This is a genomic window from Exiguobacterium sp. s191, assembly GCF_018618955.1.
In the GTDB taxonomy this organism is placed as follows: domain Bacteria; phylum Bacillota; class Bacilli; order Exiguobacteriales; family Exiguobacteriaceae; genus Exiguobacterium_A; species Exiguobacterium_A abrahamii.
In genome coordinates this window covers 144093-165988 of the sequence record NZ_JACSNC010000003.1, presented here as the reverse complement: position 1 = coordinate 165988, position 21896 = coordinate 144093, and the positions used below count along the sequence as shown (strand labels likewise).

The following is a 21896-nucleotide window of genomic DNA, read 5'->3' as shown; positions in this document are numbered from 1 at the left end:
CGAAAAGAGCGTTTTTTTATGATAAGGGGGACGATGGAGTGGAGTATGGTTTTTGGTTACCGATTTTTGGGGGATGGTTACGTAACGTCGAGGATGAACAGATGCCACCGACATTCGATTATGCGAAACAAGTCGCACAAACAGCAGAACGGATCGGCTTCTCGACGACGTTGATCGCGGAACTGAACTTGAACGATATCAAAGGCATTAAGGAACCGAGTCTTGAGGCATGGACGACGGCAGCAGCGATTGCTGCAACGACGGAACGCTTAGAGATCATGACAGCGGTTCGTCCCGGGTTCCATAATCCAGCGACGACGGCGAAGATGGCGGCAAACATCGATCAGTTGAGTGGTGGACGCTTTACGCTCAACGTCGTCTCAGCGTGGTGGGCAGAGGAAGCGAAACAATACAACGGTATCTTCACAGCGCACGATGAACGCTATGCTCGGACGGAAGAGTTCGTCACGGTCATGAAGGGACTATGGGCAGATACGTCACCGTATAGCTTCTCCGGTCATCACTACACGATCGAGCAAGCAGAACTCCATCCGAAGCCAGTCCAGCGTCCGGGGATCAAGCTCTACGCTGGTGGAGAGAGTGAAGCTGGAAAGCGAACGATCGTCGAACACTGTGACGCTTATGTCATGCACGGGGGCACTGTTGAAGAAGTAGCCCATAAAATCGACGATATGAAAGTACGCCGGGAAGCGACGGGACAAAAGCCGCTCGAAAGCTTCGGTCTTGCTGCCTACATCATTTGTCGGGATACGGAAGAAGAAGCACTTCTTGAATGGCAACGGATCACGGACGTCAAGGAAGACAGCGCCGGTTATGCCGGTTATCAGGATTTCATTAGTAAATCGCAACTGGAGCAACAGGTCGAGCGGAATGATTATTCTGTCTCGAACCGTGGTCTACGTCCGAATTTAATCGGGACACCAGAACAAATCGCTGAACGGATTCTAGCGTTCGAAGCCGTCGGTGTCACGTTACTTTTGTTACAATTCTCACCACAACTTGAAGAAATGGAACGCTTTGCTCGTGACGTAATGCCACTGGTCGAAGCGAAACGAAAGGTAGGTCAACAATCATGACAAAAATTCATATTCTCCACGAAAACCAAGAATGGACGGACCATCTCATCAAACGTCTCGAAGAACTCGAATTACCGTATGAACAGTGGCACTTGAATGAAGGAATCGTTCCGCTGGATGAACTGCCGCCAGAAGGCGTCTTTTACAGCCGGATGAGTGCTTCTTCGCATACGCGGGGACATCGTTACGCGCCGGAGTTGACGGAAGGGGTCCTCGCTTGGTTAGAAGAGCATGACCGGACCGTCTTTAACGGAACGCGTGCGCTCCGTCTTGAAGTCAGCAAAGTCAATCAATATACGGCGTTGCGTAAGGCTGGGATTCGTGTACCGAAGACGACGGCTGCCGTCGGACGTGATCAAATCGTGCAAGCAGCAAAAGAGATCGGTGTTTCGTCATTCATCACGAAACACAACCGTGCAGGGAAAGGTCTCGGTGTCCAGTTATTCCATTCGATTGAAGCACTTGAAGCTTATCTCGATGGTCCGACATTCGACGAACCAGTCGATGGCATCACGTTGATTCAAGAGTATATTCAAGCACCAGAACCGTACATCACGCGTTGTGAGTTCGTGGGTGGAAAGTTTGTCTACGCGGTTCGAGTCGATACGTCAGAAGGTTTTGAGCTTTGCCCAGCAGATGCATGTGTGATCGACGACTTGTTCTGCCCAGTCGGAGAAGAAGCACCGCAAACGCCGATGAAGTTCCAAATCGTTGAAGGTTTCAATGACCCGATCATCCAAAAGTATGAAGCATTCCTCCAAGCGAACCAAATCGCGGTCGCAGGCATCGAGTTCATTAAGGATGCGTCAGGTACGATCTATACGTATGACGTCAATACGAATACGAACTATAATTCGGATGCCGAGGCAGCTGCAGGACGCTACGGTATGCTCGAACTAGCGAAGTTCCTCGGTGCAGCCCTTGAAACAAGCACAGTAAAATAAGAATCTGCTCTCGCCCTGTCACCGGACGTTACAAGACCGGATGACAGGGTATTTCTATAGAAAAGGGGGCGGATCTATGATTACGTGGAGAGAAGAACGACAGCTCGATATTCCGATTGAGGAAGCATGGCACTTGTTTGATCACACGCGATTGCAGCGTTTGATTCCAAACGTCGTCCAGCACGAGGTGATTGAACGAAAACCGGGTGTCGTCGGTTCGACGTATCGTCAAACATACATGCAGGGTAATCGACTTGAAACCTATATCGTGACCGATTTAGCTTATACGAACGAACCCGACTTCAAACAAAATACGATCGGATTCACGTTGGCTAAAATATTCAAGATCGAGATGACCTTTACACTCAAACCGCTCGGACCTGATCGCTGTCTATTGATCTATACGGGAAAAAACGAGGGAGCAAACTTTGTTGGAAAGAGTTTGTTGTCGCTTGGAGGAGAGCGGGAGAACGAAAAAATTGTTCACGGGCTGCTGCAGCGTGTTGAAGAAGAAGCAGCAAAACAGAAGAAGAACAACGCATGAAAAAACGGATTCCTGTGCCTGGGAATCCGTTTTAGCATCTTATCGATGCGTATATGATTTGTGACCACTCGGTAAACCAGAGAGGTAACCGACACCACCTGTTTTTTGAATTCCGATGCCGTCTTTCATCGCTTGTTCGAGCGCTTTTGGATCGACCGCGGTGATTTGTTTGTCAGTCAATGACTCACCGGGATGTTGATAGTTACTTAGGAGGTAGCTATACTTCCCAACATGATCGAGTGAACGAAGGCCAGTTGCTTCCGCTCCGACTGGAACCGAAAGGATACGTGATAACTTTTTCGTCTTCAGGTTATAAGCCCAAACGAAATTGTTCGTGTGCAAGGAGCTGTCTTCACCGATGAAGAGCGTATCAGATGTCGCGGAGTAAGCAAGGTTATCTGGATTCGCGACGAGATCCGGATTCGCTGTGTTGCCGTAAGAATCCGGCTTCTTCAAATCTTCACCAATGACGAGTGCTTGCATATTCGTTGGTACGTAACGGCTGTCGATGCCTTTTGCACGACCAAGATCGATTTCGAATGTCGCACCCGATTCGCGTTTTTCAAGCTGGATGTCGTCTTGGACAGCACCTTCTTGTTTTTCGGTACTGCCTGACACATAAGACAAGGCGATGTAGGCTTTTTTGTCTTGCTCGTTGACCGTGATGCCTTCCATCTTGTTGAATTCTGATGTTGCGCCAAGCAACGCACCATAACGACGTGATTCAAGGAAAGCCGCTTCTTTTTCCTTACCAGGCTTGAGCTTCAAGTATTCGACTTTTTTGCTAGCAGCTGTTTTGACTGCTTTGAAGCCAGGAGTTGGCGCATCGGCTGTCTCGAAGATGTGGCTGAACTTCGTTCCTTTATCAATCAAGCGTTTGACTTCTTTATCGGAAGCATGACCGAGCTTGATCCATTCGAGATCACCAGCTCCGCCTTCCGTTGCGCGTGTTTGTTTGAACTTAGCCGCGTAAAGTGTTCCTTTTGAGAAATCGCGCTTTTTATCTGCGACATACATGAACATCATTGTGTTATTGCCGTCGTCACCAAAGATCGCGGTCTTTTGATCCGGTAGAATCTGCATCATCTCGTGCGAGAAACGACCTGTGCTGTAGTGTTTCACTGCTGTCGCTTTTCCTTTCCGGTCGACCGAGATTTCAGGCGTATACCCGTAGAAGTAAGGATTCGCTTTTTCGGTCGTTCCGAAATAGCGCTCAGCGAAGGCATTTACTTCTTTATAAGCAGCTGACGTTTTGTCTGACTCAAACGCACGAGCATCTGGTTCATATTCCTCTGACCCAAGGTGCGTTCCCCATGGTGTCGTCGAACCGTTACATGGTGTCCAGAGTCCATTGACGTTTTCAAAATCAATCTTGCTGGCTTTTTTGACAGCAAGTTTTCCTGTCTTTTTATCTTGTACGACTTCCGTTAATGTCATCGATGCTGGAAGTCCCTTGACTTCATTACCAGCATTGTCGATCGAGTCATACTCGAAGTGAGAGACCATGTATTTTTTTCCGTGCACTTCAAGCAGACTATTCGAGTCTGGTGCATCTGAGACGAAGGCTTCCGGTTTGTCCGGTACACTGCGGTCGATGATCGGATTTCCTTTAGCATCGATCGGTGTACCTGCTGCAATCATCTCGCCTTTGTTTTCGACGATTTTATCTTGCGACAGGAATAATTGATTATAGTTCAACGGCTTCACTTCCGTTTTGCCGTTCGTATAGGTGACTTTGACTTTTGCTTCTGTATAAGTTTTTACCATCTGATCGATTTTCGTCGGTGCTTCCATCGACAAGAATTCGACCTTCTTGATGTTGCGTGTTGTATGAGAAGAGCTATGGGCATCCGCGAACATCGGGACCATACTTGATGACAAGACCGCTGCTGATAGACCAACCATGAGTGTTCGTTTCATTTTTGTTTCCCCCAAATGAGTTTGTGTTGTTGCTACATTTTCATTTAATCAGTCGATTATGTAGAGGGTGTAAAAAAACCTGGTCAGTTATATCTCAGTTAGTTAATCTTTCCTTTACAGTAAGGTCAGCAAACGAGCAATCTGTGGATCATCTTGAAGGTCCTTTAGTGGTCGGAAACGGACGGTTCGTAATTCCTGTTGATTAAGCGGAAGTTCGGGATCAATCCCGAGTCGAGGTGCAGAAGAACTACCTGAGGGACGTTGAACGAGAAAACATGTCTCGATTCCCTGATCGATTGAAATCTCGTAGAGTTGTCGTTCGATTGTAACGTGAAGATGTGTCTCTTCTAACACTTCCCGCATGACGGCTTGTTCTTTGGTTTCCCCACTCTCGACACCTCCGCCCGGTAACGTCCAGAACGTCCGGGAAGGCGTGTGTAATTCGACCATTAGGATTTGTTGCTCCTCGATCAATGCAGCACATACGCGATGTCGCATATCGTATTCCTCCTTTAATATATTCAAAAAAGAGACCGAAACGACAGTTCCGGTCTCTTTTGACATCATTGTGCGTATAACGCTGTTAATTGCTGTTGGATCGTATCATTGTTCAAGTACTCATCGTATGTCGTTTCTTTATCGACGATACCGTTCGGCGTTAACTCGATGATGCGGTTTGCGATTGTTTCGACGAACTGATGGTCATGCGAGCTGAAGAGCATCGCACCTTTATAAGCGATCAAGCCATCGTTGAGTGCTGTGATCGATTCGAGATCCAAGTGGTTCGTTGGATCGTCGAGTACGAGAACGTTAGCACCGCTGAGCATCGCTTTTGAAAGCATACAACGGACTTTTTCGCCCCCAGATAAGACAGATGCTTTTTTCATGACTTCTTCTCCTGAGAAGAGCATCCGACCGAGGAATCCACGGAGGAACGTATCGCTCTCATCTGCCGGCGAATACTGACGGAGCCAATCGAGGATCGTCTTATCCGAGCCTTCGAAGAATTCCGAGTTATCTTTTGGCAAGTACGACTGCGAAGTCGTGACGCCCCATTTGAACGTACCGCTGTCCGGTTCCATCTCACCCATAAGGATCTTGAAGAGAGTCGTGATTGCGATATCGCTCTGACTGATGAACGCGACTTTATCCGTCTTGTTCAACGAAAAGCGGACGTTATCAAGGACTTTGACGCCATCGATCGTCTTCGAGATGCCGTCGACCATCAAGAGGTCATTTCCGATTTCACGTTCCGGTGTGAAACCGACGAACGGATAACGGCGTGACGATGGACGAATGTCGTCGAGTGTGATTTTATCAAGTAATTTCTTCCGCGACGTCGCTTGTTTCGCTTTCGAAGCGTTTGAACTGAAACGCGCGATGAAGGCTTGAAGTTCTTTGATTTTCTCTTCTTTTTTCTTGTTTTGGTCACTTGCCATACGCGAAGCAAGCTGACTTGACTCGTACCAGAAATCGTAGTTTCCGATATACAGTTGAATCTTACCGTAATCGAGATCCGCCATGTGCGTACAGACGTTGTTCAAGAAGTGACGGTCGTGGGAAATGACGATGACCGTGTTCTCGAATCCGATCAAGAATTCTTCGAGCCATTTGACGGCTTTCAAATCAAGTCCGTTCGTCGGCTCATCGAGTAAGAGAATGTCTGGTTTGCCGAACAACGCTTGTGCAAGCAAGACTTTGACCTTTTCCGATCCAGTCAGCTCAGCCATCGTTTTCGAGTGAAGGTCTTCCTTGATGCCGAGTCCTTGAAGAAGCATTGCGGCTTCCGATTCTGCTTCCCAACCGTTCATCTCAGCGAATTCACCTTCGAGTTCAGCAGCGCGCATGCCGTCTTCGTCCGAGAAATCTTCTTTCATATAGATCGCATCTTTTTCTTTCATGACTTCATAGAGACGTTTGTGTCCCATCATGACCGTTTCGATGACTTGGAATTCTTCGTATTCGTAATGGTTCTGACGGAGAACGCCTAAACGTTCGCCTGGTGTGATGATGACATCGCCTTGTTGTGCTTCGATGTCACCAGCGAGAATTTTCAGGAATGTCGATTTACCGGCACCGTTTGCACCAATCAGACCGTAACAGTTACCTGGTGTGAACTTGATGTTGACGTCTTCGAATAATTTTCGGTCTGCAAAGCGAAGACCGACGTTTTGTACTGTAATCATATAGAGATGAACCCTCGTTTCTAGTAAGTGATGTGCTCATTCGAGTGTACCACAAATCGTGATCTGTCGTAGAGCAGGCAAAGTTCCCTCCATATTAGGACAGAAATTAAAAATAAGCAACCAGACATTTAAAAAAATGAAACATTTTCCAGATAGATACGTAGAAGAAAGTAAGGAATTCGTTAGAGGAGGGGTTAGATGGCCATCTTTTTCACATTATTGTTTTTCGCCCTCATCGTTTTGCTTGGCATGGAACTCTACCGTTATATCCAAGAAAAGATCGATAAAGGAGATTCAGAATGAGAGAAATCAAACCGAAGAAAAAAATTCGCCCATCGATGATCATCGCTGGTGTACTCGTACTAGCATTGCTTGCAACAACGCCGTTCATCGTTGAACAAATTGAACCTGGACAAGTTGGTGTCGTCTATACACCGTCAAGCGGTGTCAAAGATGAGACGTTATCGCAAGGTTGGCATGTCGTTTCACCGATTACACGGGTGACAGAGTATCCGATTCGGACACAGACAAAAGCGCTTGAAAACATGACGCTTGCGACCAAGGATGGAAAGAACATCGTCGTTGACTTTACATACAGCTTCTCCGTCTCACCGGATAAGGTGACGAAAGTCTTCAATAAGTTCGGACCGATCGAAATCGATGAGATCGCAAAAGGTTATCTGAAACAGCGTCTCTATGATGCATCGCGTGAGCAAATCTCGAAAGTTACCGTCCTTGAACTGTTCGGTGAAAAATCAGGGAATGTCTCGACGAGCATTCAGACGCAGTTTGCAGAAGACGTCAAGGATATCGGTTTCATCATCGAAGATGTCGCACTCGGTGCGCCGAAACCAGATGAAAAGACACAGGAAGCAATCGATGCGCGTGTCAAAGCGTCGCAGGAACTTGATAAAAAGAAAACGGATCTTGAAATCGCTAAAGCAGAAGCAGAGCGTCTTCGCGTAGAAGCGAAAGGAGCAGCAGATGCCCGTTTGATTGAAGCCCAAGGTTTAGCAAAAGCTCAAAAAGAACTACAGAAGACATTGACAGAAGAAATGATTCAATACGAAGCTGTCAAGAAATGGGACGGGAAGTCACCACTCGTCAGTGGATCGGGTAGTATGGTTCAATTACCGATTCCGGATGCTACAACAGAAGACAAGAATTAAAACTCGATGTGCTTGGAGACAAGCACATTTTTTTATTTCATCATAATAAAATGACTGTACTAATGCTCTTACGGTATTAAATTTTAATATATCAATAAAAAATGATACATTTTATATCTTTTAAATCCCAAATTAATGGTTTAATTACCTTATTTAGAAGGAAGAAGGTGTAAAGAAAAGTCATTTAGATCAACTAGGTCAATGAATTGTTCCAATTGAAGGAGGAATTTTATTGTATCGAAATCGATCACCAAATCTTTTTATCATCTTAATGATCTTACTGGCAACAAGCTTTCCGATTCCGCACAGTCATGCGACGACTGAGGAATTCGAGATTCCAGACCCTTTGACGTCATCGTTTTGTGAAGAGACGTTGAATGATCCAAAGAAAAAGGACTTGTTGGAAAAAGAGGAAATTGAACAATGCGAAGAACTCGTAGAAGTAGAGAAGACACCATCAACCGAGAGTGAAGACCCACCAACACCCGAGACACCCCCAACCGAGAGTAAAGACCCATCCACACCCGAGACACCTCCAACTGAGAACGAAGACCCATCCACACCAGAGACACCTCCAACTGAGAACGAAGACCCATCCACACCAGAGACACCTCCAACTGAGAACGAAGACCCACCAACATCTGAGACAGTACCAGCCGAGAGCGAAGATCCACCTACACCCGAGATACCTCCAACTGAGAATGAAGATCCATCAACACCCGAGATACCCCCAACTGAAAGTGAAGATCCATCCACACCAGAGACATCTCCAACCGAGAATGACGATCCACTGACACCTGAGACAGCACCTACTGATGAAGAGGAAAACAAAATTCCCGACCAACCTGATTCTGGTAAAGCAGAATCACCGAACGAAATCGAAACTCCTGTCCTAACGTCACCTAAACCAAGACAAGAGAAGCAACAAGCGGTTGTACCGATGCTTGCTGGAGTAGCACTGCTCGGAACATCAAGCTTAGATGCTTCCTATAATGGAACGACTAAAACGATCACACTAGAAAATACTGTTTCTGGATTGTTGAGCTTAAATTTATCAAGTGGATATATTATTTTTCGACTACCACCAGAAGTGATGCAAAGTATTGAAACGAGTTCCGTCAAACTGCAATATCGCTATAGTGGATTACTTGGAATTGGATCGCAAACGAGAGATGCGACAGCAATAATCGATCGAACGAATAACCAAATCTATGCTGATGTTAGCTCTTTATTAAAGCTATCTCTTCTAAGTAGCGATCGATTCACCTTATCTTTCAAAGTCGGAAATCTACCAGTCGGAGTCGATAAAGTCTATACGTTCCGGAGTGTTTTAGCAGATGGGTTAGTTGATTTGAATGTTTTAAGTAGTGGTACGGCTACAGCAACACTTGGAATCGGATCTACATTCAACTTAAGTGTTCCGGATACTCTAGATTTCGGAAGTCATGAGTTGACAGGACGTGAGAAAATCATCCCTCGCTTGTCCCCAATGACGATTTCTATTTCGCACGAAAATGCAACAGGTTACAACTGGAAGTTACAAGCAAGTCTCAGTCGTCCTTTGACGAGTACAGACAATGACGTGTTGAGCGATGTTCTTTATTTTAAGACCACTTCGAAAACCCAATTGTTACAAACGACTGCTATTGAAATCGCAACAGGGACGATGTCGGCAAGCTCGAATCAGACACCGTTAACCTACGCAGAAAACGAAGGGATCATTCTCGACTTAACTGGCAAATATCCAAAACCTTCATCGTATAGCGCAGACATTCAATGGAGTTTAATCAATGCACCATGAAAAGGAGAGAACAGAAATGAAGAAACGTTTCGCTGTTTCGACGGTATTGATGAGTACAGCTTTGGTTTTAGGAACAACCACTGCATGGGCGGCGACTTCTACGGGCGAGTCGACGGCAAAAATTACGTTCACGACGAATGAAGCACCGGTCATCGTGGATCCAGATGATCGGGACCCGAACAATCCATATGAACCAGACAAAAACGGCGGAAATACACCTACAGGAAATACAGGAGCATTGACACTCGACTATGCGCCTAACTTTGATTTTGGATCAAACGAATTGCTTTCCAATAAAGCTGAGTTTAAGGCGACTGATCAAAAACCATTTCTCCAAGTAACGGATCGACGGGTTAATCGGACAGAATGGGAAGTAACTGTGAAGTTGGGAGACTTTATAGATGAAGGTGGAAAACCCTCGTTAATAGGTTCGACGTTATCCATTGATGCCGGTACTGTTCAAACATTAGTGAATGTATCAGGATTCGCAGCACCTACGACAGGAGACATAACATTGACACCAGGAAATGCAGGAGATGCGCAAACGATATTAACATCCCCAGAAGGAACGTTCTCAACTTGGCAAATTTACTGGAAGGGTAATGGAACCGATAACGATTACATCAAACTCAATGTACCAATCAATTCTCAAGTGCAAGGCACACACACCGCAACACTCGACTGGACGCTTACGGATGTCGTGAATTGACTTGAAAGCAGGTGAAGACAAAGATGAAACGATGGGGAGCCAGTTGTCTTGCTATACTACTTTATGGATTGTTATTCTGCGTCATACCTTCGACTAGTTTTGCAGAAGATCGCGTCAATTTTTCGATTGAAGCCGTTCCGAATGCCTACCAAGTCGATTCTGGTGTCTCGTACTTTGACTTACGTATGACGGCAAAACAAAAGACGAACATTCAAGTTCGGATTTTCAATCACGGACCTGATGATCATACGTTTTTGACATCAATCCGGAATGCGACGACGAACGATAATGGTTTGATCGTTTACGATCAAAAGAAACCGGTCCCGTTAGCTCCGACTTCGTTGACGGATCTCATTCAACCGAACGCGACATCGACGTTCATCAAAGGAGGCGAATCGAAAGTCGTTTCTTTACCACTTGAGATCGTGAACGATTTAGACGGTACCTTGTTAGCTGGTGTTCGGGTCGAGAAGAAACCAGAAAAAGAAACAGCTGAAAAAAATACAATCGGTATTCAAAATCGTCACTCTTACATCATCGGTTTGAAAGTCCGATCTTCGATTAAAGACCTGGCGCCCGAGATTACGTACGAAGGGGTAGAGGCAAAGTCGTCTTTTTCTAGACCGACTGTCTTTGTTAAGCTAGCCAATCAGGTACCGACGATCAGTCAGCCTATGAAGTTCGAAGCCGTCGTCATGAAAGGCAAAAAAGTCGTCGTTCGTAAAGAGATGGAAGTTCGATTTGCTCCGTCGATTTATATGAGAACACCGATTGAAACGACGGGAATCTTAGAACCAGGGACGTATCACATTAATATCCGTGTTGAAGGAGAAGAAAAGACGTGGAAGTGGAAAGACAGCTTTAAAATCACGAAGCGTCAAGCAGACCGGATGAAAGAACAGATACCTGAGCGAGAGATTGAGGAAAATTCCAACTCCTTCGTCGGTGAATGGTCAAAGGAACTCATGATTGCCTCGACGTTGATTATCTTTTTGTTGATTGGTTATATCTATCGTTTGAAAAAACAACAACGCCAGACATGAAAAAAAGCAGATTCTCAGCGCTGAGAATCTGCTTTTTGATTAGCGCGAAGCTTGTTCAAATCCTTGAGCGATGGCAATGATCACTTGTGTTGCTTTGACCATATTATCGACCGAAATGAATTCAAACTTGCCGTGGTAGTTCTCGCCACCGGTAAAGATGTTCGGTGTCGGAAGACCCATGTATGAAAGTTGTGATCCATCCGTTCCACCACGGATCGGCTTAATGATCGGTGTGATGTCAAGCGACTCCATCGCTGCATGAGCGATATCAATGATGTGCATGTGGGGTTCGATTTTTTCGCGCATATTGTAGTACTGATCGTGTAAATCGATTTCCACACTACCTGCGCCATACTTTTTGTTCCACTCATCGACAAGGGCAGATAAGAAGTGTTTCCGTCCTTCGAATGCCTCACGATCAAAATCACGAATGATGTAGTCGAGTGTCGTTTTTTCGACAGAACCGTCAAACGAAATTAAGTGGAAGAATCCTTCGAAACCATCCGTGAATTCAGGAGACTCTTCTCCAGGAAGACGATCGTGGAATGCCATCGCATGTTTCTGCGAATTGACCATCTTATCTTTTGCTGTTCCTGGATGGACATTCGTTCCATGGAAGACGATTTTGGCCGCAGCCGCATTAAAACTTTCGTATTCGAGTTCACCAAGCGGACCGCCGTCGACCGTATAAGCATACGTGGCATCGAATGCTTCGACATTGAAGTGATGTGGTCCACGACCGATTTCTTCGTCTGGTGTGAAGGCAACACGAATGCGACCATGCTTGATTTCTGGATGTGAAATCAGATGATGCATTGCTGTCATGATTTCTGCGATTCCGGCTTTATTATCGGCACCGAGTAATGTCGTACCATCCGTTGTCATTAAGGTATGACCAACATAGTTGTGTAGTGCTGGAAAATCAGTTGGCGACAGGATGACGGACGGTACTTCACTTAACGTGATTGGATTTCCGTCATATGCTTCCACGAGTTGCGGACGGACATTCGTACCTGTAAAGTCCGTTGCCGTATCAAGGTGAGCAAGGAAACCAATTGTCGGAATGTCTGCATCTGTATTAGCGGGTAACGTCGCCATGACATAACCATTGTCATCGACCGTGATCTCTTCCATGCCAATTGTCTTTAATTCTTCTACGAGCAAACGAGCCAGTGTCCATTGCCCTTCAGTTGTTGGAACAGTTGTACTCTCATAGTTCGACTGTGTATCGACTTTCACGTATGTAGTTAGACGATCAATCAATTCTTGTTTCAAATCAAAAACGTCCCTTCTCGTCATAAGATACCTTCATCATAGCATGAACGACTAATGTGAGAGAATTCTGAATCATGATAGACTAATAATGAAAAAGGGGGAATTCTTCATGAGAGCATTCGTAGTCGATCAGTATGGAAAAGACGCATCACTTACAGAAAAAGACGTCACACCTGAAAAAGCGGGGAAACACGAATTACGGGTTCAAATCGAGGGGTCGAGCATCAATCCACTTGATACGAAGATGTTCTTCGGACATGTGGCGGCGGCTTCGACGACTGGAATTCTCCAGGGCGATGTAACGGGGAAAGTCATTGAGATCGGCGAGGGTGTGACGTCTTTTTCTATCGGCGATCGCATCGTCGCATTCGGTGGCGGACTTGGAACACGTGCCGGTGCGCTAGCGGAAGAAATGCTTGTACCTGAACAGATGGCAGTCTTACGACCGGAAGGGGTCTCGGCTGAGGTTGCTGGTTGTTTACCGGTGATTGGGTTGACGGCGATGGAAATTTTAAAAGAGCGAATCGCGATTACCCCAGGAATCCGTGTTTATGTAGCAGGTGGAACGGGTGGAGTAGGACATCTTACCGTGCAACTTGCTCATCATTATGGATGTGACGTCACAGCGAGCGCCTCTTCTGACGAGAAGGCAGCTTGGCTAGAAGCAAAAGGGATCCGCGTTCATCGGTACAAGGAAGAATCGGCTGAAGTGTTGCTAAACCGACTGGATCTGGACGGATTCGACGTCATTATTGATACAGTCGGCGGTGACCATTTACAAGAATCGTTCATACTCGCTAAAGAGCGGGGACGCATCATTTCGATCGCGACACGGACGACACAAGATTTAACGATGATGCATAGTAAAGCTTTGTCACTTGAAGCTGTGTTCGTCGCGCTTCCGTTACTGAAAGGAAAAGTAGATGAGATGAAACAACAGCAACGCCACTTATCAGAACTCATTCATTTAGTGGAAGAGGGAACGATTGAGATTCGAATTGAAGAGCAAATTCCCTATGAACGCGATGCACTAAACGATCTCTATCAACGATTTGATCAAACATCACACTTTGGTAAGGTGAGCGTATATCCAACCCCTAAAAAATGATTCTCCATTCATTTTACATTTCCTGTTAAAAATATAAAAAATCCGCTACTGAAAAATTCGGTAGCGGATTTTTTAGATAACACATCATTTACGACGAACGAGAATGCTTTTTGGAGCGAGTTGTGGCATGGAAGGAGGAGTCGGGAAATCTTTCTGCTCCGGTTGCTCCCATACGACTTCGAATTTTTGACGCAACTTGTTGAATGCCTGCTCGACAGCTTTTTTCAATTGTGAGGCATCAAGAGCAGGACTATCTGTCGTAATCGCAAGCAGTCCTCCACGATTCGTCAGATGAATGACTTTTTGGATCCAAAGGGCGAGATCCTGTTCCGTCCGAAACTGACGCGTCCGTGTATTAACTTGTACGGGCGGATGGAATAAGACGACGTCAAAACGAGTTTTCTTATCCGCTTGTTCGATGTAGTCGAACGCATCCTGAACTATAATCTTCTGTTTTTCGGGAGTAAAACTGTTCAACATCAGATTATCTTTTGTCTTATTTCGACTACGTGTCGAGAAATCAACGCTTGTCGTTCGGGCAGCTTCACCATAAAGGGCAGCTACCGTTAACGTTCCTGTATCGGAAAAGAGGTTAAGTACGGTCTTTCGTTCGACGGAATCGAGAAGGATTCGGCGTAGTTCACGTTGGGCAATGTCAAAACCAGTCCGCATGCCAGCATCCAAGTCATACTCATACAACACACCATATTCTTGTGCGACTTCAGGAAAATCGCCTCGTTCCCCCTTCAAAAAGTCGTCGCCTTTGACCGGTTGAAGATCGACGAGGAAATCTCGTTTTTCATAAATGCTTCTATAATTCAGTAGTGATTCAAGAGCCTCAAGAATCAGTGGGCGGAATGTATAGATGCCTTCATTTTCGAATGTAATGAGGTAATGATGATCATAACAGTCGATCGTCAAACCACCAATACCATCTCCAGCACCGTTAAAGATACGGAAGGCTTCTGAATACTCTTCAAAAAATTCATTTCGTTTGTCTAACGCTTTTTCAAAAAGTTGTTTGAAGAAGGCGACATCAATCGCTTCTTGCTCGTCCATTGAGAGAGTCCAACCGACACCTTTTTCCTGCTTGCCAAAATAACCGGTCGCGAGGTATTCTTTATGTTCTGTCATCAGATGAAGCAGTCCGCCTGCCTCTTTGACATGGTGCAAAGCTTCGAACATTTCCTTGCGTAACGCGGGATACCCGCTTTGAATCGATTCAATCCATTCTGGTTTGACGACAACTGGATAAAGTTCACGGGACATGTTAGTTTCCTCATTTCTACTTGTGGATAAGTGCCATAAGTATACCATAAATGGGGTTATCCACATGTGGATAACTGGATATAAATAAAACCGCTATTCTTTGCATAAGTCAAAGGAATAACGGTTTTTTGTTATGATAAGCAGAGAACTGAAAAATCTATAATGATTTGGAGTGAAACATAAAAAATGAAAAAACATGTTCAAGTCGTAGGGGCTGTCATTCGCAACGATCATAATGAAATATTGTGTGCACTTCGTAGTAGCCAAATGTCATTGCCCAACTTATGGGAGTTTCCTGGTGGAAAAATTGAGCTACATGAAACGCCTTCGCAGTCTTTAGTTCGCGAGATCAATGAAGAATTAAAATGTAACATTAAGGTCAAACAACCAATTGAAAAAACGACGTACGAGTACGATGCTATTATTGTTACACTGCATACGTTTGAAGCTGAAATCGTAACAGGAGAACCGATTGCCGTAGAACATGCAGAGCTTCGCTGGGTATCTGTTTCAGATCTTGATCAGCTTGAATGGGCTCCTGCCGATATTCCTGCAGTTGAGTACATTAAGAAAGAGTTTGCCACTCTTTAAACAGTTCAATTGATAGTGGAGAATGAAGTGACCAAGTCACACTAATCGGTTTAGAACCTGTACTTTGAAGATGCTTTAACTGGCCAAAGTATGTGAACGGTAGCGTTTTTCCTTGTTCTTTATCTGCTTTACGCATAAACAAATGAATACGAATTCCTTCGCTCTCATGGTTTTGATATAAAGTACCGGCTTTACCTGTAGCAGTTGCATTACTTTGAGACTGCCAGTGGAAACGATATTGATCTAAGAAATAATCGTTATATTTTAGTTGCTCATCAATGGCTTCATCTTTGTGTAAATTCACGAATAAAATGTAATCGTCACCAGCTTGAGCTACGCCTTCACGCCAAGAACCTTCCTGACTTGGTGAACAAAGAAGACGTTGGATAACAGAACGATTGTATGTTTGATGTAATAGAAACGCCTGGTCTTCGATCAACCAGTTAATTCGATCTGGTAGTTGATGAAATGCAAGTAGACCTGCTTGGATAAAATGCATCATATATGAACGTAATTCAGTTGATTGTTGAAGTGCTTGGACGACTGTATTTGAAAAGCGATAGCGCTCTTCTGATACAGCATCTAGCAATTGAATACGGTCATTTTTAAACGCAGTAGACCAGCGTTTAAAAAGATGATGAATAATAGGTCGCTTTGAAAAAGAGTGATTCGTCGATAAGGCGAATTCTTTGAAAACTTCTTGTTCAATATCTTGTACTGAAGCAGAAGGATGATGCAGTAAATGTTTTAAAATCAGTAAGCTGAAGGGCTCGCGAATTGGGAATAGCCCTTCGAGCTGTTCAACAATTTTGCGTGTTGTGTCATCGAGCAATAAACGTAGTTCTTCATCGGTAGCATGTTTTTCAAGTTGTTTAAGACGTAATGTACTTCTCCATTGCTGAACAATACTTTCAATAGCTGGTGCGTCTTTATGCGTAACTAAATCATTTAAACTCGGAGGATTTCCGATCATACGTGTCAGCCTTTGATAACTTTCACGGAGCTGTTTGCTAGCTGAAAACTCTATTTTTTTCATTTGTTCAATAATAAATCTTTCTGTAATTGAATCTAGAATGGCTAAAGATCCTTCCGGTAAAATCGGAAAATGCTGTTTTACAGCAGTAGCAATTTTATAACGATCAATAGAATGAAACGATTGTTGACCGGACAACACAAGCGGTGCAACAAAAGCCTTTTGACTATTTCCGATAAAATCTAAAATCGTAACAAATTCTTTTGAGCTATGTTTACGTAAGCCTCTCCCCAATTGTTGAATAAAAATAGTAGGAGACTCCGTAGGACGTAAAAATAGCATGAGATTGACTTTTGGAATATCGACTCCTTCGTTAAACAAGTCAACTGTAAAAATATATTGTAGTGGATCTTGATCGTCCTCTAGTCGGCGAATGGCTTCTTCGCGTTCTTCTTCAGACTGTTTACTTGTAACAGCCATTGCTTCAATTTGATGTCGTTTAAATTCTTGCTCCATAAACTCTGCATGATTGATATTGACGCAGAATCCTAATCCAACAGCCTGATTACCACTGAATCCAAATTTACGAATCATTTCAACAATATAATCTGTTCGTGTTGAGCGTTCGAGTGCAACAACAAGATCTTGTTCTACATAAAAGCCGTTTTGTTGAGGAATAAGAGAATAATCAATCGATTCATCATCTTGAATACCAAAATAATGGAATGGTGAAAGTAAATCTTGTGCTAAGGCATCATACAGACGAACTTCGTAAGCGACATTATAGTCAACAAGCTGGAAGATATTTTGACCATCCATTCGTTCTGGTGTTGCCGTTACGCCAAGCAAAAATTTCGGCGTAAAGTAGTTAAGAATGTTTTGGTAAGAAGCAGATGAAGCGTGATGGAATTCATCAATAATGATGTAGTCAAACGTATCCTGTAAAAATTGATTAAGATGAACCTCTTTTGAAAGTGTTTGAACGGTAGCGAAGGTAAATTGTGCATCTTGAATTTGTTGTGATCCTGAATATCTACCAAATGTATAACTTTCATTTGCAAAAACTTGCCTAAATGTATGCTCAGCTTGTGATAGTAGCTTTCCACGATGTGCAACAAATAATACTTTTTTAGCCTGAGCTTGACGGACATCAAATGCTGCTAAGTACGTTTTCCCCGTTCCTGTTGCCGCAATGACCATTGCTTTTTTTTCTTTTCGCTCGCGCAAACGATTCAGTTCTTCTAAAGCTGGAATCTGCATGAGGTTTGGTTCAATAACGGTGTAATCGACAGCGGGTTCGGCAACTGTATCGCGGATAGAAAATGATCTTATAGATGGTGTTTCTTGTTGGTACTGTTCGTATTGAACTAATAATTCTTCTGTACATATAGTCGCTTCGTGGCTGTTCCAAAGCTGTTCAAACAAGTTTTTTGCTTGAGTGACTAATGTTGTGACGGGTGTAGAAGGTATACGAATATTCCATTCCATGCCGTGCGTTAAAGCTGATTTTGATAAATTAGAAGATCCAACAATAGCACTATCCAACTGATCAGGACGTGAAAATAAATAGGCTTTCGGATGAAACGCATGATTTTTTTTAATCGGTTCATAAATTTTTACTTCGATATTGCTGAATTCCATCAAATGCCGGATAGCCTTCGCTTCTGTAATATTCATATAAAATGAAGTCAAAATGCGAATTGGTTTGTTTTGAGCTTCTGCTTCTTTTAAAGCTGGTACAAGCGTTTGGATTCCAGAATGTCGTGTAAAACTCACCATCCAATCAGCAGCAGATGCTGTCCATAATTCTTGATTGATATGATGCAATAACTGTTTTTGTTCGAGTTGGCCAGGAGCAATGAGTTCCCAAGCACGCAAAGAATTTTTATATTGTGTAGGTAAAGCATGAGTTGTGCTAGTAGTGAGTTCACGATGAAGCGGCGAGTCGATCGGAGGTTGATTTAAATGAAGGAGCCATTCATTGACCGTTTCAACCATTTGATCAGGTTTATCTTGTTTTTGTAAATGGTCTAAAGATTGATATAGTACTTGATTAAGGTGTGTAAGTAATTCTGTTGTGTAGTCATGTGCTGGTACAGAGACACTTGTTGTATCAGATTGTGAGTTAGTTTCAGTTGAAGAACGTAGTGTTTCATAATAAGACATGGTTATCCTCCGAATGATAGTAAATGGTATTTATAATGAGCAAATCATCAATAATATACCAATAAATAGATAAATAAAGTAAAAAAATCATCGTTTAACTAAAAAGTTAAACGATGATTTTTGTTTATTAATTTGAGATTCGCTCCACAACAGCCTCAAGCGATACTTTGACATTACCAGCCAATGCTCGCGTAATCATACACGAACCTTCCGCTTTTTCAGCAAGACGTTGCGCCTTCTCCAGATCACGATCCGACAGATCGGCTGGCAATAACAGTTTCGGACGATGAATGATCGCGTCGTATGTGAAGACACCGTTCGTGACATCGACGATGCCTTCAGATTCCATCGTTAACGAGACTTTTGGAATGTGACTACGCTCAAGCATCGCGGCAAGCGTGATGATATAGCACGTAGCAGCTGCCCCGAGTAACATCTCGTCTGGATTCGTACCAACCCCTGGACCATCCATGGCGTCCGGAATTGAGATTTTTGTTTTTAGTTCACCCGTCTCGATCTGACCAACATCATTGCGATTGCCCGGCCAGTCTGCGGTTAAATGAAAGTGGTGCTTCATGATCAATCGCCTCCATGCCTCCATCATACGAAGTTCAGCATGATTTTTCGCCTATTCTGCTCATGTTCAATTAGAAGAGAACGATCAGCTAAAAATTTGGTCGATTTTTTCGATATCCTCTTGTGACAACTGAACATCTAACGTACGCAACGTATCCGTCACCTGATCCGGTCGTTTCGCACCAGGGATGATGGCATCGATACCGTCCTGTGCCAAATACCACGCGAGTACAACGTGTGCGACTTCCGCATCATGTGCTTCTGCGATCGGACGCAGTTGATCGACTTTTGCGAGGTTTTCCTCGAAGACATCTTTTTGGAACAAAGGATCGTTTTTTCGTAAATCATCAAACGTCGTCTCTTTTGTATATTTCCCTGCCAATAATCCAGCAGCGAGTGGGAAGTACGGGACGAACGACATACCGTTCTCAACGATATACGGGAGTAACTCTTTTTCCGCATCCCGTTTGAATAGGTTGTATTCCCCTTGATAGACGTCGACATGTCCGTCTTTATTCGCTTCCTTCAGTTGTTCAAGCGAAAAGTTCGAGACACCGATTGCGCGAATCTTTCCTTCTTTCTTCAGTTCTGCGAGTGCTGCGACTGCTTCATCCTTTGGTGTCGATTCATCCGGAAAATGAATGTAATACAAATCGATATAGTCTGTCTGAAGGCGTTTTAAACTCTCTTCGACCGATTGACGGAGAAAGTCTGGTGAATTGTTCATGACGACGTTTCCGTCAACGAACTGATGCGCACCTTTCGTCGCGAGGACGACATCTTCTCGAGCGACTGTGTCTTTCCAGACCTCACCAACGAGTTCCTCCGAACGTTCTGGTCCGTAGATGAAAGCTGTGTCGAGGAAATTGATTCCTTGCTTCAAAGCGACACGAACGAGATCGCGTCCGGCTTGCTCATCGAGATTCGGATACAAGTTGTGTCCACCGACAGCATTCGTACCGAGACCGATGGGGTGAACGAATAAGTTAGATTGACCGAGTTGAACATGTTTTGTCATGAAAATGACCTCCTTAAACGATATCGAGTGGTTCTTTTTTCGTTGGTGCTGGGAACGCTTGATCAAGTGCAGCGAGCTCTTCCTCTGTTAAATTCAGGAGCGCGGCGCGACCATTGGCTTCGACATGATGTGCCTGACCAGCCTTAGGAATCGCGATGACGTCACCTTCACGAATCGCCCATGCGAGTAGAATCTGTGCCGGTTCAACGCCATGTGTCTCAGCGAGTTCCTCGACGGTCGGATGATTCAGAAGTTGATCACGTAATGAACCACCTTCTGCTAGTGGGCAATACGCCATCACTGGTATACCATGCTCACGTAGTAACGGTAATAGTTCATACTCGATTCCCCGTGATCCAAGGTGATAAAGTACCTGATTGACAGCGCATTGATCACCACCTGGCAGTGCCAACAGTTCCTTCATGTCTGATACGTCAAAGTTCGATACACCCCAACGGCGAATCTTGCCTTCTTGTTTTAAAGCTTCCAGCCCTTCGACGGTTTCTTTGAGTGGAATATCACCACGCCAGTGCAGAAGGTATAAATCGAGATAATCGGTACCAAGACGTTCAAGTGTGTTGGAACAAGCCTGCTTCAATGCTTCTCCGCCAGCATGATGCGGATACACTTTCGAGACGAGAAAGACTTCCTCTCGTCGATCTGCAATCGCGTCGCGAATCAATTCTTCAGAAGCACCTTCCCCGTACATCTCTGCCGTATCGATGAGTTCCATTCCACTATCGAGACCGACACGGAGTGCTTCGATTTCTGCTTCGTGCTTCTCCGACTCTTCTCCCATCCGCCATGTGCCTTGTCCGAGTGCCCGAACATGTGTCTGATCGGGAAACGCCACCGTTTTTTGCTTTAATGCAGCAAGTATCAACGTCTTTTCTGTTGCGTTCATCGTTCTTCCTCCTTTAGTAGAGAGACAATAGTAGGGTTTACCACGCGAACTCCGAACAAAAACGTCTTCTTCAATAGAAGGAGACGTCACCAATGCTCAAACAAGGGACCGTGATCACCGAATACAGGATCTTGAGTTGGACGCATCACCTGACGAATACGTTGAAGATTTTCCGGGCGTTCACTTGTTTGACCTGTCAGCGTGTCGTAATCTTGACCATCCGGATAGGCACCGATCACTCGAAAGTGTCGGCTTGTATCAAGTGCTTTATGTCCTGTACCGGCAGGAAGTAAGAGAATATCTCCACTCGTCAAAGTGAAGGTCTTACCGAGCGGACCACCCAGCTGAACGGTTGCATGCCCTTCAAGAATCCCGATCACTTCATGGGCAATACTATGATAATGATGAAAGTCAAAAATGCCATCCACCCAGCTGTTACGCCAGTCATGTGCATGGAAGGTCTGTTCGATGTGTGATGGCTCTGCAAATGCATGTCGATAAATCAACACGGGGAATGTCGGGTTGTTCGGAATGTGCCCGTCATCCTCAAAGTAAAATACCTCAACGCGCATCTTCGTTGCTCCTTTCTCTGATGTGGCACAA

Annotated in this window: 19 protein-coding genes; 9 read left to right on the top strand and 10 right to left on the bottom strand. The window is 44.5% G+C overall.

Annotated elements, in window-relative coordinates; translation table 11 throughout:
• Positions 1-38 precede the first annotated feature (38 nt).
• The 3 genes from KNQ09_RS14145 to KNQ09_RS14135 all read left to right on the top strand — a co-directional run bounded on the left by KNQ09_RS14145 (position 39) and on the right by KNQ09_RS14135 (position 2585).
• On the top strand, positions 39-1097 hold the full coding sequence (locus KNQ09_RS14145) for an LLM class flavin-dependent oxidoreductase (RefSeq protein ID WP_214858851.1): 1059 nt from the start codon (positions 39-41) through the stop codon (positions 1095-1097).
• Positions 1094-2041: an ATP-grasp domain-containing protein gene (locus tag KNQ09_RS14140; RefSeq protein WP_214858850.1), complete on the top strand. Its 948-nt coding sequence runs from the start codon at positions 1094-1096 to the stop codon at positions 2039-2041. Before KNQ09_RS14145 ends, KNQ09_RS14140 begins: the two co-directional genes overlap by 4 nt.
• Positions 2042-2117: 76 nt before the next feature.
• Positions 2118-2585, top strand: a complete 468-nt coding sequence (locus KNQ09_RS14135; RefSeq protein ID WP_029342963.1) for an SRPBCC family protein — start codon at positions 2118-2120, stop codon at positions 2583-2585.
• A gap of 39 nt (positions 2586-2624) precedes the next feature.
• On the opposite strand, the gene KNQ09_RS14130 is transcribed toward KNQ09_RS14135, so the two are convergent.
• The 3 genes from KNQ09_RS14130 to KNQ09_RS14120 form a co-directional block, all read right to left on the bottom strand.
• Positions 2625-4505, bottom strand: a complete 1881-nt coding sequence (locus KNQ09_RS14130; RefSeq protein ID WP_214858849.1) for a PhoX family protein — start codon at positions 4503-4505, stop codon at positions 2625-2627.
• Between the two features lie 114 nt (positions 4506-4619).
• Positions 4620-5003, bottom strand: coding sequence for an NUDIX domain-containing protein (locus tag KNQ09_RS14125; protein WP_214858848.1), 384 nt, complete (start codon positions 5001-5003; stop codon positions 4620-4622).
• Positions 5004-5068: 65 nt separating this feature from the next.
• Entirely contained in the window at positions 5069-6691 is a 1623-nt protein-coding gene (locus KNQ09_RS14120) for an ABC-F family ATP-binding cassette domain-containing protein (protein ID WP_023469778.1), read from the bottom strand.
• A 299-nt stretch (positions 6692-6990) separates the two neighbouring features.
• Between KNQ09_RS14120 and KNQ09_RS14115 the strand changes: the two genes are divergently transcribed.
• From KNQ09_RS14115 to KNQ09_RS14100, 4 genes are all read left to right on the top strand, one after another.
• Positions 6991-7860: a prohibitin family protein gene (locus KNQ09_RS14115; protein WP_195866042.1), complete on the top strand. Its 870-nt coding sequence runs from the start codon at positions 6991-6993 to the stop codon at positions 7858-7860.
• A 232-nt stretch (positions 7861-8092) separates the two neighbouring features.
• Positions 8093-9661, top strand: a complete 1569-nt coding sequence (locus KNQ09_RS14110; protein ID WP_214858847.1) for a hypothetical protein — start codon at positions 8093-8095, stop codon at positions 9659-9661.
• Positions 9662-9677: 16 nt separating this feature from the next.
• Entirely contained in the window at positions 9678-10370 is a 693-nt protein-coding gene (locus KNQ09_RS14105; RefSeq protein WP_167507595.1) for a WxL domain-containing protein, read from the top strand.
• A gap of 23 nt (positions 10371-10393) precedes the next feature.
• Complete coding sequence (locus tag KNQ09_RS14100) at positions 10394-11413, top strand: DUF916 domain-containing protein (protein ID WP_214858846.1); 1020 nt, start codon at positions 10394-10396, stop codon at positions 11411-11413.
• Between the two features lie 39 nt (positions 11414-11452).
• Here KNQ09_RS14100 and pepT read toward each other — a convergent pair whose 3' ends face one another.
• A complete protein-coding gene (gene pepT / locus KNQ09_RS14095; protein WP_064300726.1) occupies positions 11453-12688 on the bottom strand; it encodes a peptidase T in 1236 nt (411 codons plus the stop codon).
• Between the two features lie 109 nt (positions 12689-12797).
• Between pepT and KNQ09_RS14090 the strand changes: the two genes are divergently transcribed.
• Positions 12798-13796, top strand: a complete 999-nt coding sequence (locus KNQ09_RS14090) for a zinc-binding dehydrogenase (protein ID WP_064300725.1) — start codon at positions 12798-12800, stop codon at positions 13794-13796.
• An 84-nt stretch (positions 13797-13880) separates the two neighbouring features.
• Here KNQ09_RS14090 and KNQ09_RS14085 read toward each other — a convergent pair whose 3' ends face one another.
• Positions 13881-15065: a class I SAM-dependent rRNA methyltransferase gene (locus KNQ09_RS14085; protein ID WP_064300724.1), complete on the bottom strand. Its 1185-nt coding sequence runs from the start codon at positions 15063-15065 to the stop codon at positions 13881-13883.
• Between the two features lie 186 nt (positions 15066-15251).
• Here KNQ09_RS14085 and mutT point away from each other — a divergent pair, with 186 nt between their 5' ends.
• Positions 15252-15656 carry an 8-oxo-dGTP diphosphatase MutT gene (mutT, locus tag KNQ09_RS14080; RefSeq protein ID WP_064300723.1) on the top strand — a complete coding sequence of 135 codons (405 nt, stop codon included), beginning with the start codon at positions 15252-15254 and terminating at the stop codon, positions 15654-15656.
• On the opposite strand, the gene KNQ09_RS14075 is transcribed toward mutT, so the two are convergent.
• The 5 genes from KNQ09_RS14075 to KNQ09_RS14055 all read right to left on the bottom strand — a co-directional run bounded on the left by KNQ09_RS14075 (position 15631) and on the right by KNQ09_RS14055 (position 21865).
• Positions 15631-18795 (bottom strand): DEAD/DEAH box helicase, encoded by a 3165-nt coding sequence (locus KNQ09_RS14075; RefSeq protein ID WP_214858845.1) that lies wholly within the window; start codon positions 18793-18795, stop codon positions 15631-15633. The genes mutT and KNQ09_RS14075 overlap by 26 nt on opposite strands.
• Before the next feature lie 127 nt (positions 18796-18922).
• Positions 18923-19375, bottom strand: a complete 453-nt coding sequence (locus KNQ09_RS14070) for an OsmC family protein (RefSeq protein WP_156501866.1) — start codon at positions 19373-19375, stop codon at positions 18923-18925.
• A gap of 81 nt (positions 19376-19456) precedes the next feature.
• A complete protein-coding gene (locus KNQ09_RS14065) occupies positions 19457-20389 on the bottom strand; it encodes an aldo/keto reductase (RefSeq protein WP_064300720.1) in 933 nt (310 codons plus the stop codon).
• A 13-nt stretch (positions 20390-20402) separates the two neighbouring features.
• On the bottom strand, positions 20403-21293 hold the full coding sequence (locus KNQ09_RS14060) for an aldo/keto reductase (RefSeq protein WP_214858844.1): 891 nt from the start codon (positions 21291-21293) through the stop codon (positions 20403-20405).
• An 86-nt stretch (positions 21294-21379) separates the two neighbouring features.
• Entirely contained in the window at positions 21380-21865 is a 486-nt protein-coding gene (locus KNQ09_RS14055; protein WP_023469764.1) for a cupin domain-containing protein, read from the bottom strand.
• Between the last annotated feature and the right edge of the window lie 31 nt (positions 21866-21896).

Excerpts from the sequence above, each read along its gene's own strand:
- KNQ09_RS14130 (WP_214858849.1), bottom strand. The coding sequence starts at position 4,505 with ATGAAACGAACACTCATGGTTGGTCTATCAGCAGCGGTCTTGTCATCA.
- KNQ09_RS14115 (WP_195866042.1), top strand. The coding sequence starts at position 6,991 with ATGAGAGAAATCAAACCGAAGAAAAAAATTCGCCCATCGATGATCATC.
- KNQ09_RS14060 (WP_214858844.1), bottom strand. The coding sequence starts at position 21,293 with ATGAACGCAACAGAAAAGACGTTGATACTTGCTGCATTAAAGCAAAAA.
- KNQ09_RS14090 (WP_064300725.1), top strand. The coding sequence starts at position 12,798 with ATGAGAGCATTCGTAGTCGATCAGTATGGAAAAGACGCATCACTTACA.
- KNQ09_RS14140 (WP_214858850.1), top strand. The coding sequence starts at position 1,094 with ATGACAAAAATTCATATTCTCCACGAAAACCAAGAATGGACGGACCAT.
- KNQ09_RS14120 (WP_023469778.1), bottom strand. The coding sequence starts at position 6,691 with ATGATTACAGTACAAAACGTCGGTCTTCGCTTTGCAGACCGAAAATTA.
- KNQ09_RS14135 (WP_029342963.1), top strand. The coding sequence starts at position 2,118 with ATGATTACGTGGAGAGAAGAACGACAGCTCGATATTCCGATTGAGGAA.
- KNQ09_RS14100 (WP_214858846.1), top strand. The coding sequence starts at position 10,394 with ATGAAACGATGGGGAGCCAGTTGTCTTGCTATACTACTTTATGGATTG.
- mutT (WP_064300723.1), top strand. The coding sequence starts at position 15,252 with ATGAAAAAACATGTTCAAGTCGTAGGGGCTGTCATTCGCAACGATCAT.
- KNQ09_RS14055 (WP_023469764.1), bottom strand. The coding sequence starts at position 21,865 with ATGCGCGTTGAGGTATTTTACTTTGAGGATGACGGGCACATTCCGAAC.
- KNQ09_RS14075 (WP_214858845.1), bottom strand. The coding sequence starts at position 18,795 with ATGTCTTATTATGAAACACTACGTTCTTCAACTGAAACTAACTCACAA.
- KNQ09_RS14065 (WP_064300720.1), bottom strand. The coding sequence starts at position 20,389 with ATGACAAAACATGTTCAACTCGGTCAATCTAACTTATTCGTTCACCCC.
- KNQ09_RS14125 (WP_214858848.1), bottom strand. The coding sequence starts at position 5,003 with ATGCGACATCGCGTATGTGCTGCATTGATCGAGGAGCAACAAATCCTA.
- KNQ09_RS14105 (WP_167507595.1), top strand. The coding sequence starts at position 9,678 with ATGAAGAAACGTTTCGCTGTTTCGACGGTATTGATGAGTACAGCTTTG.
- KNQ09_RS14085 (WP_064300724.1), bottom strand. The coding sequence starts at position 15,065 with ATGTCCCGTGAACTTTATCCAGTTGTCGTCAAACCAGAATGGATTGAA.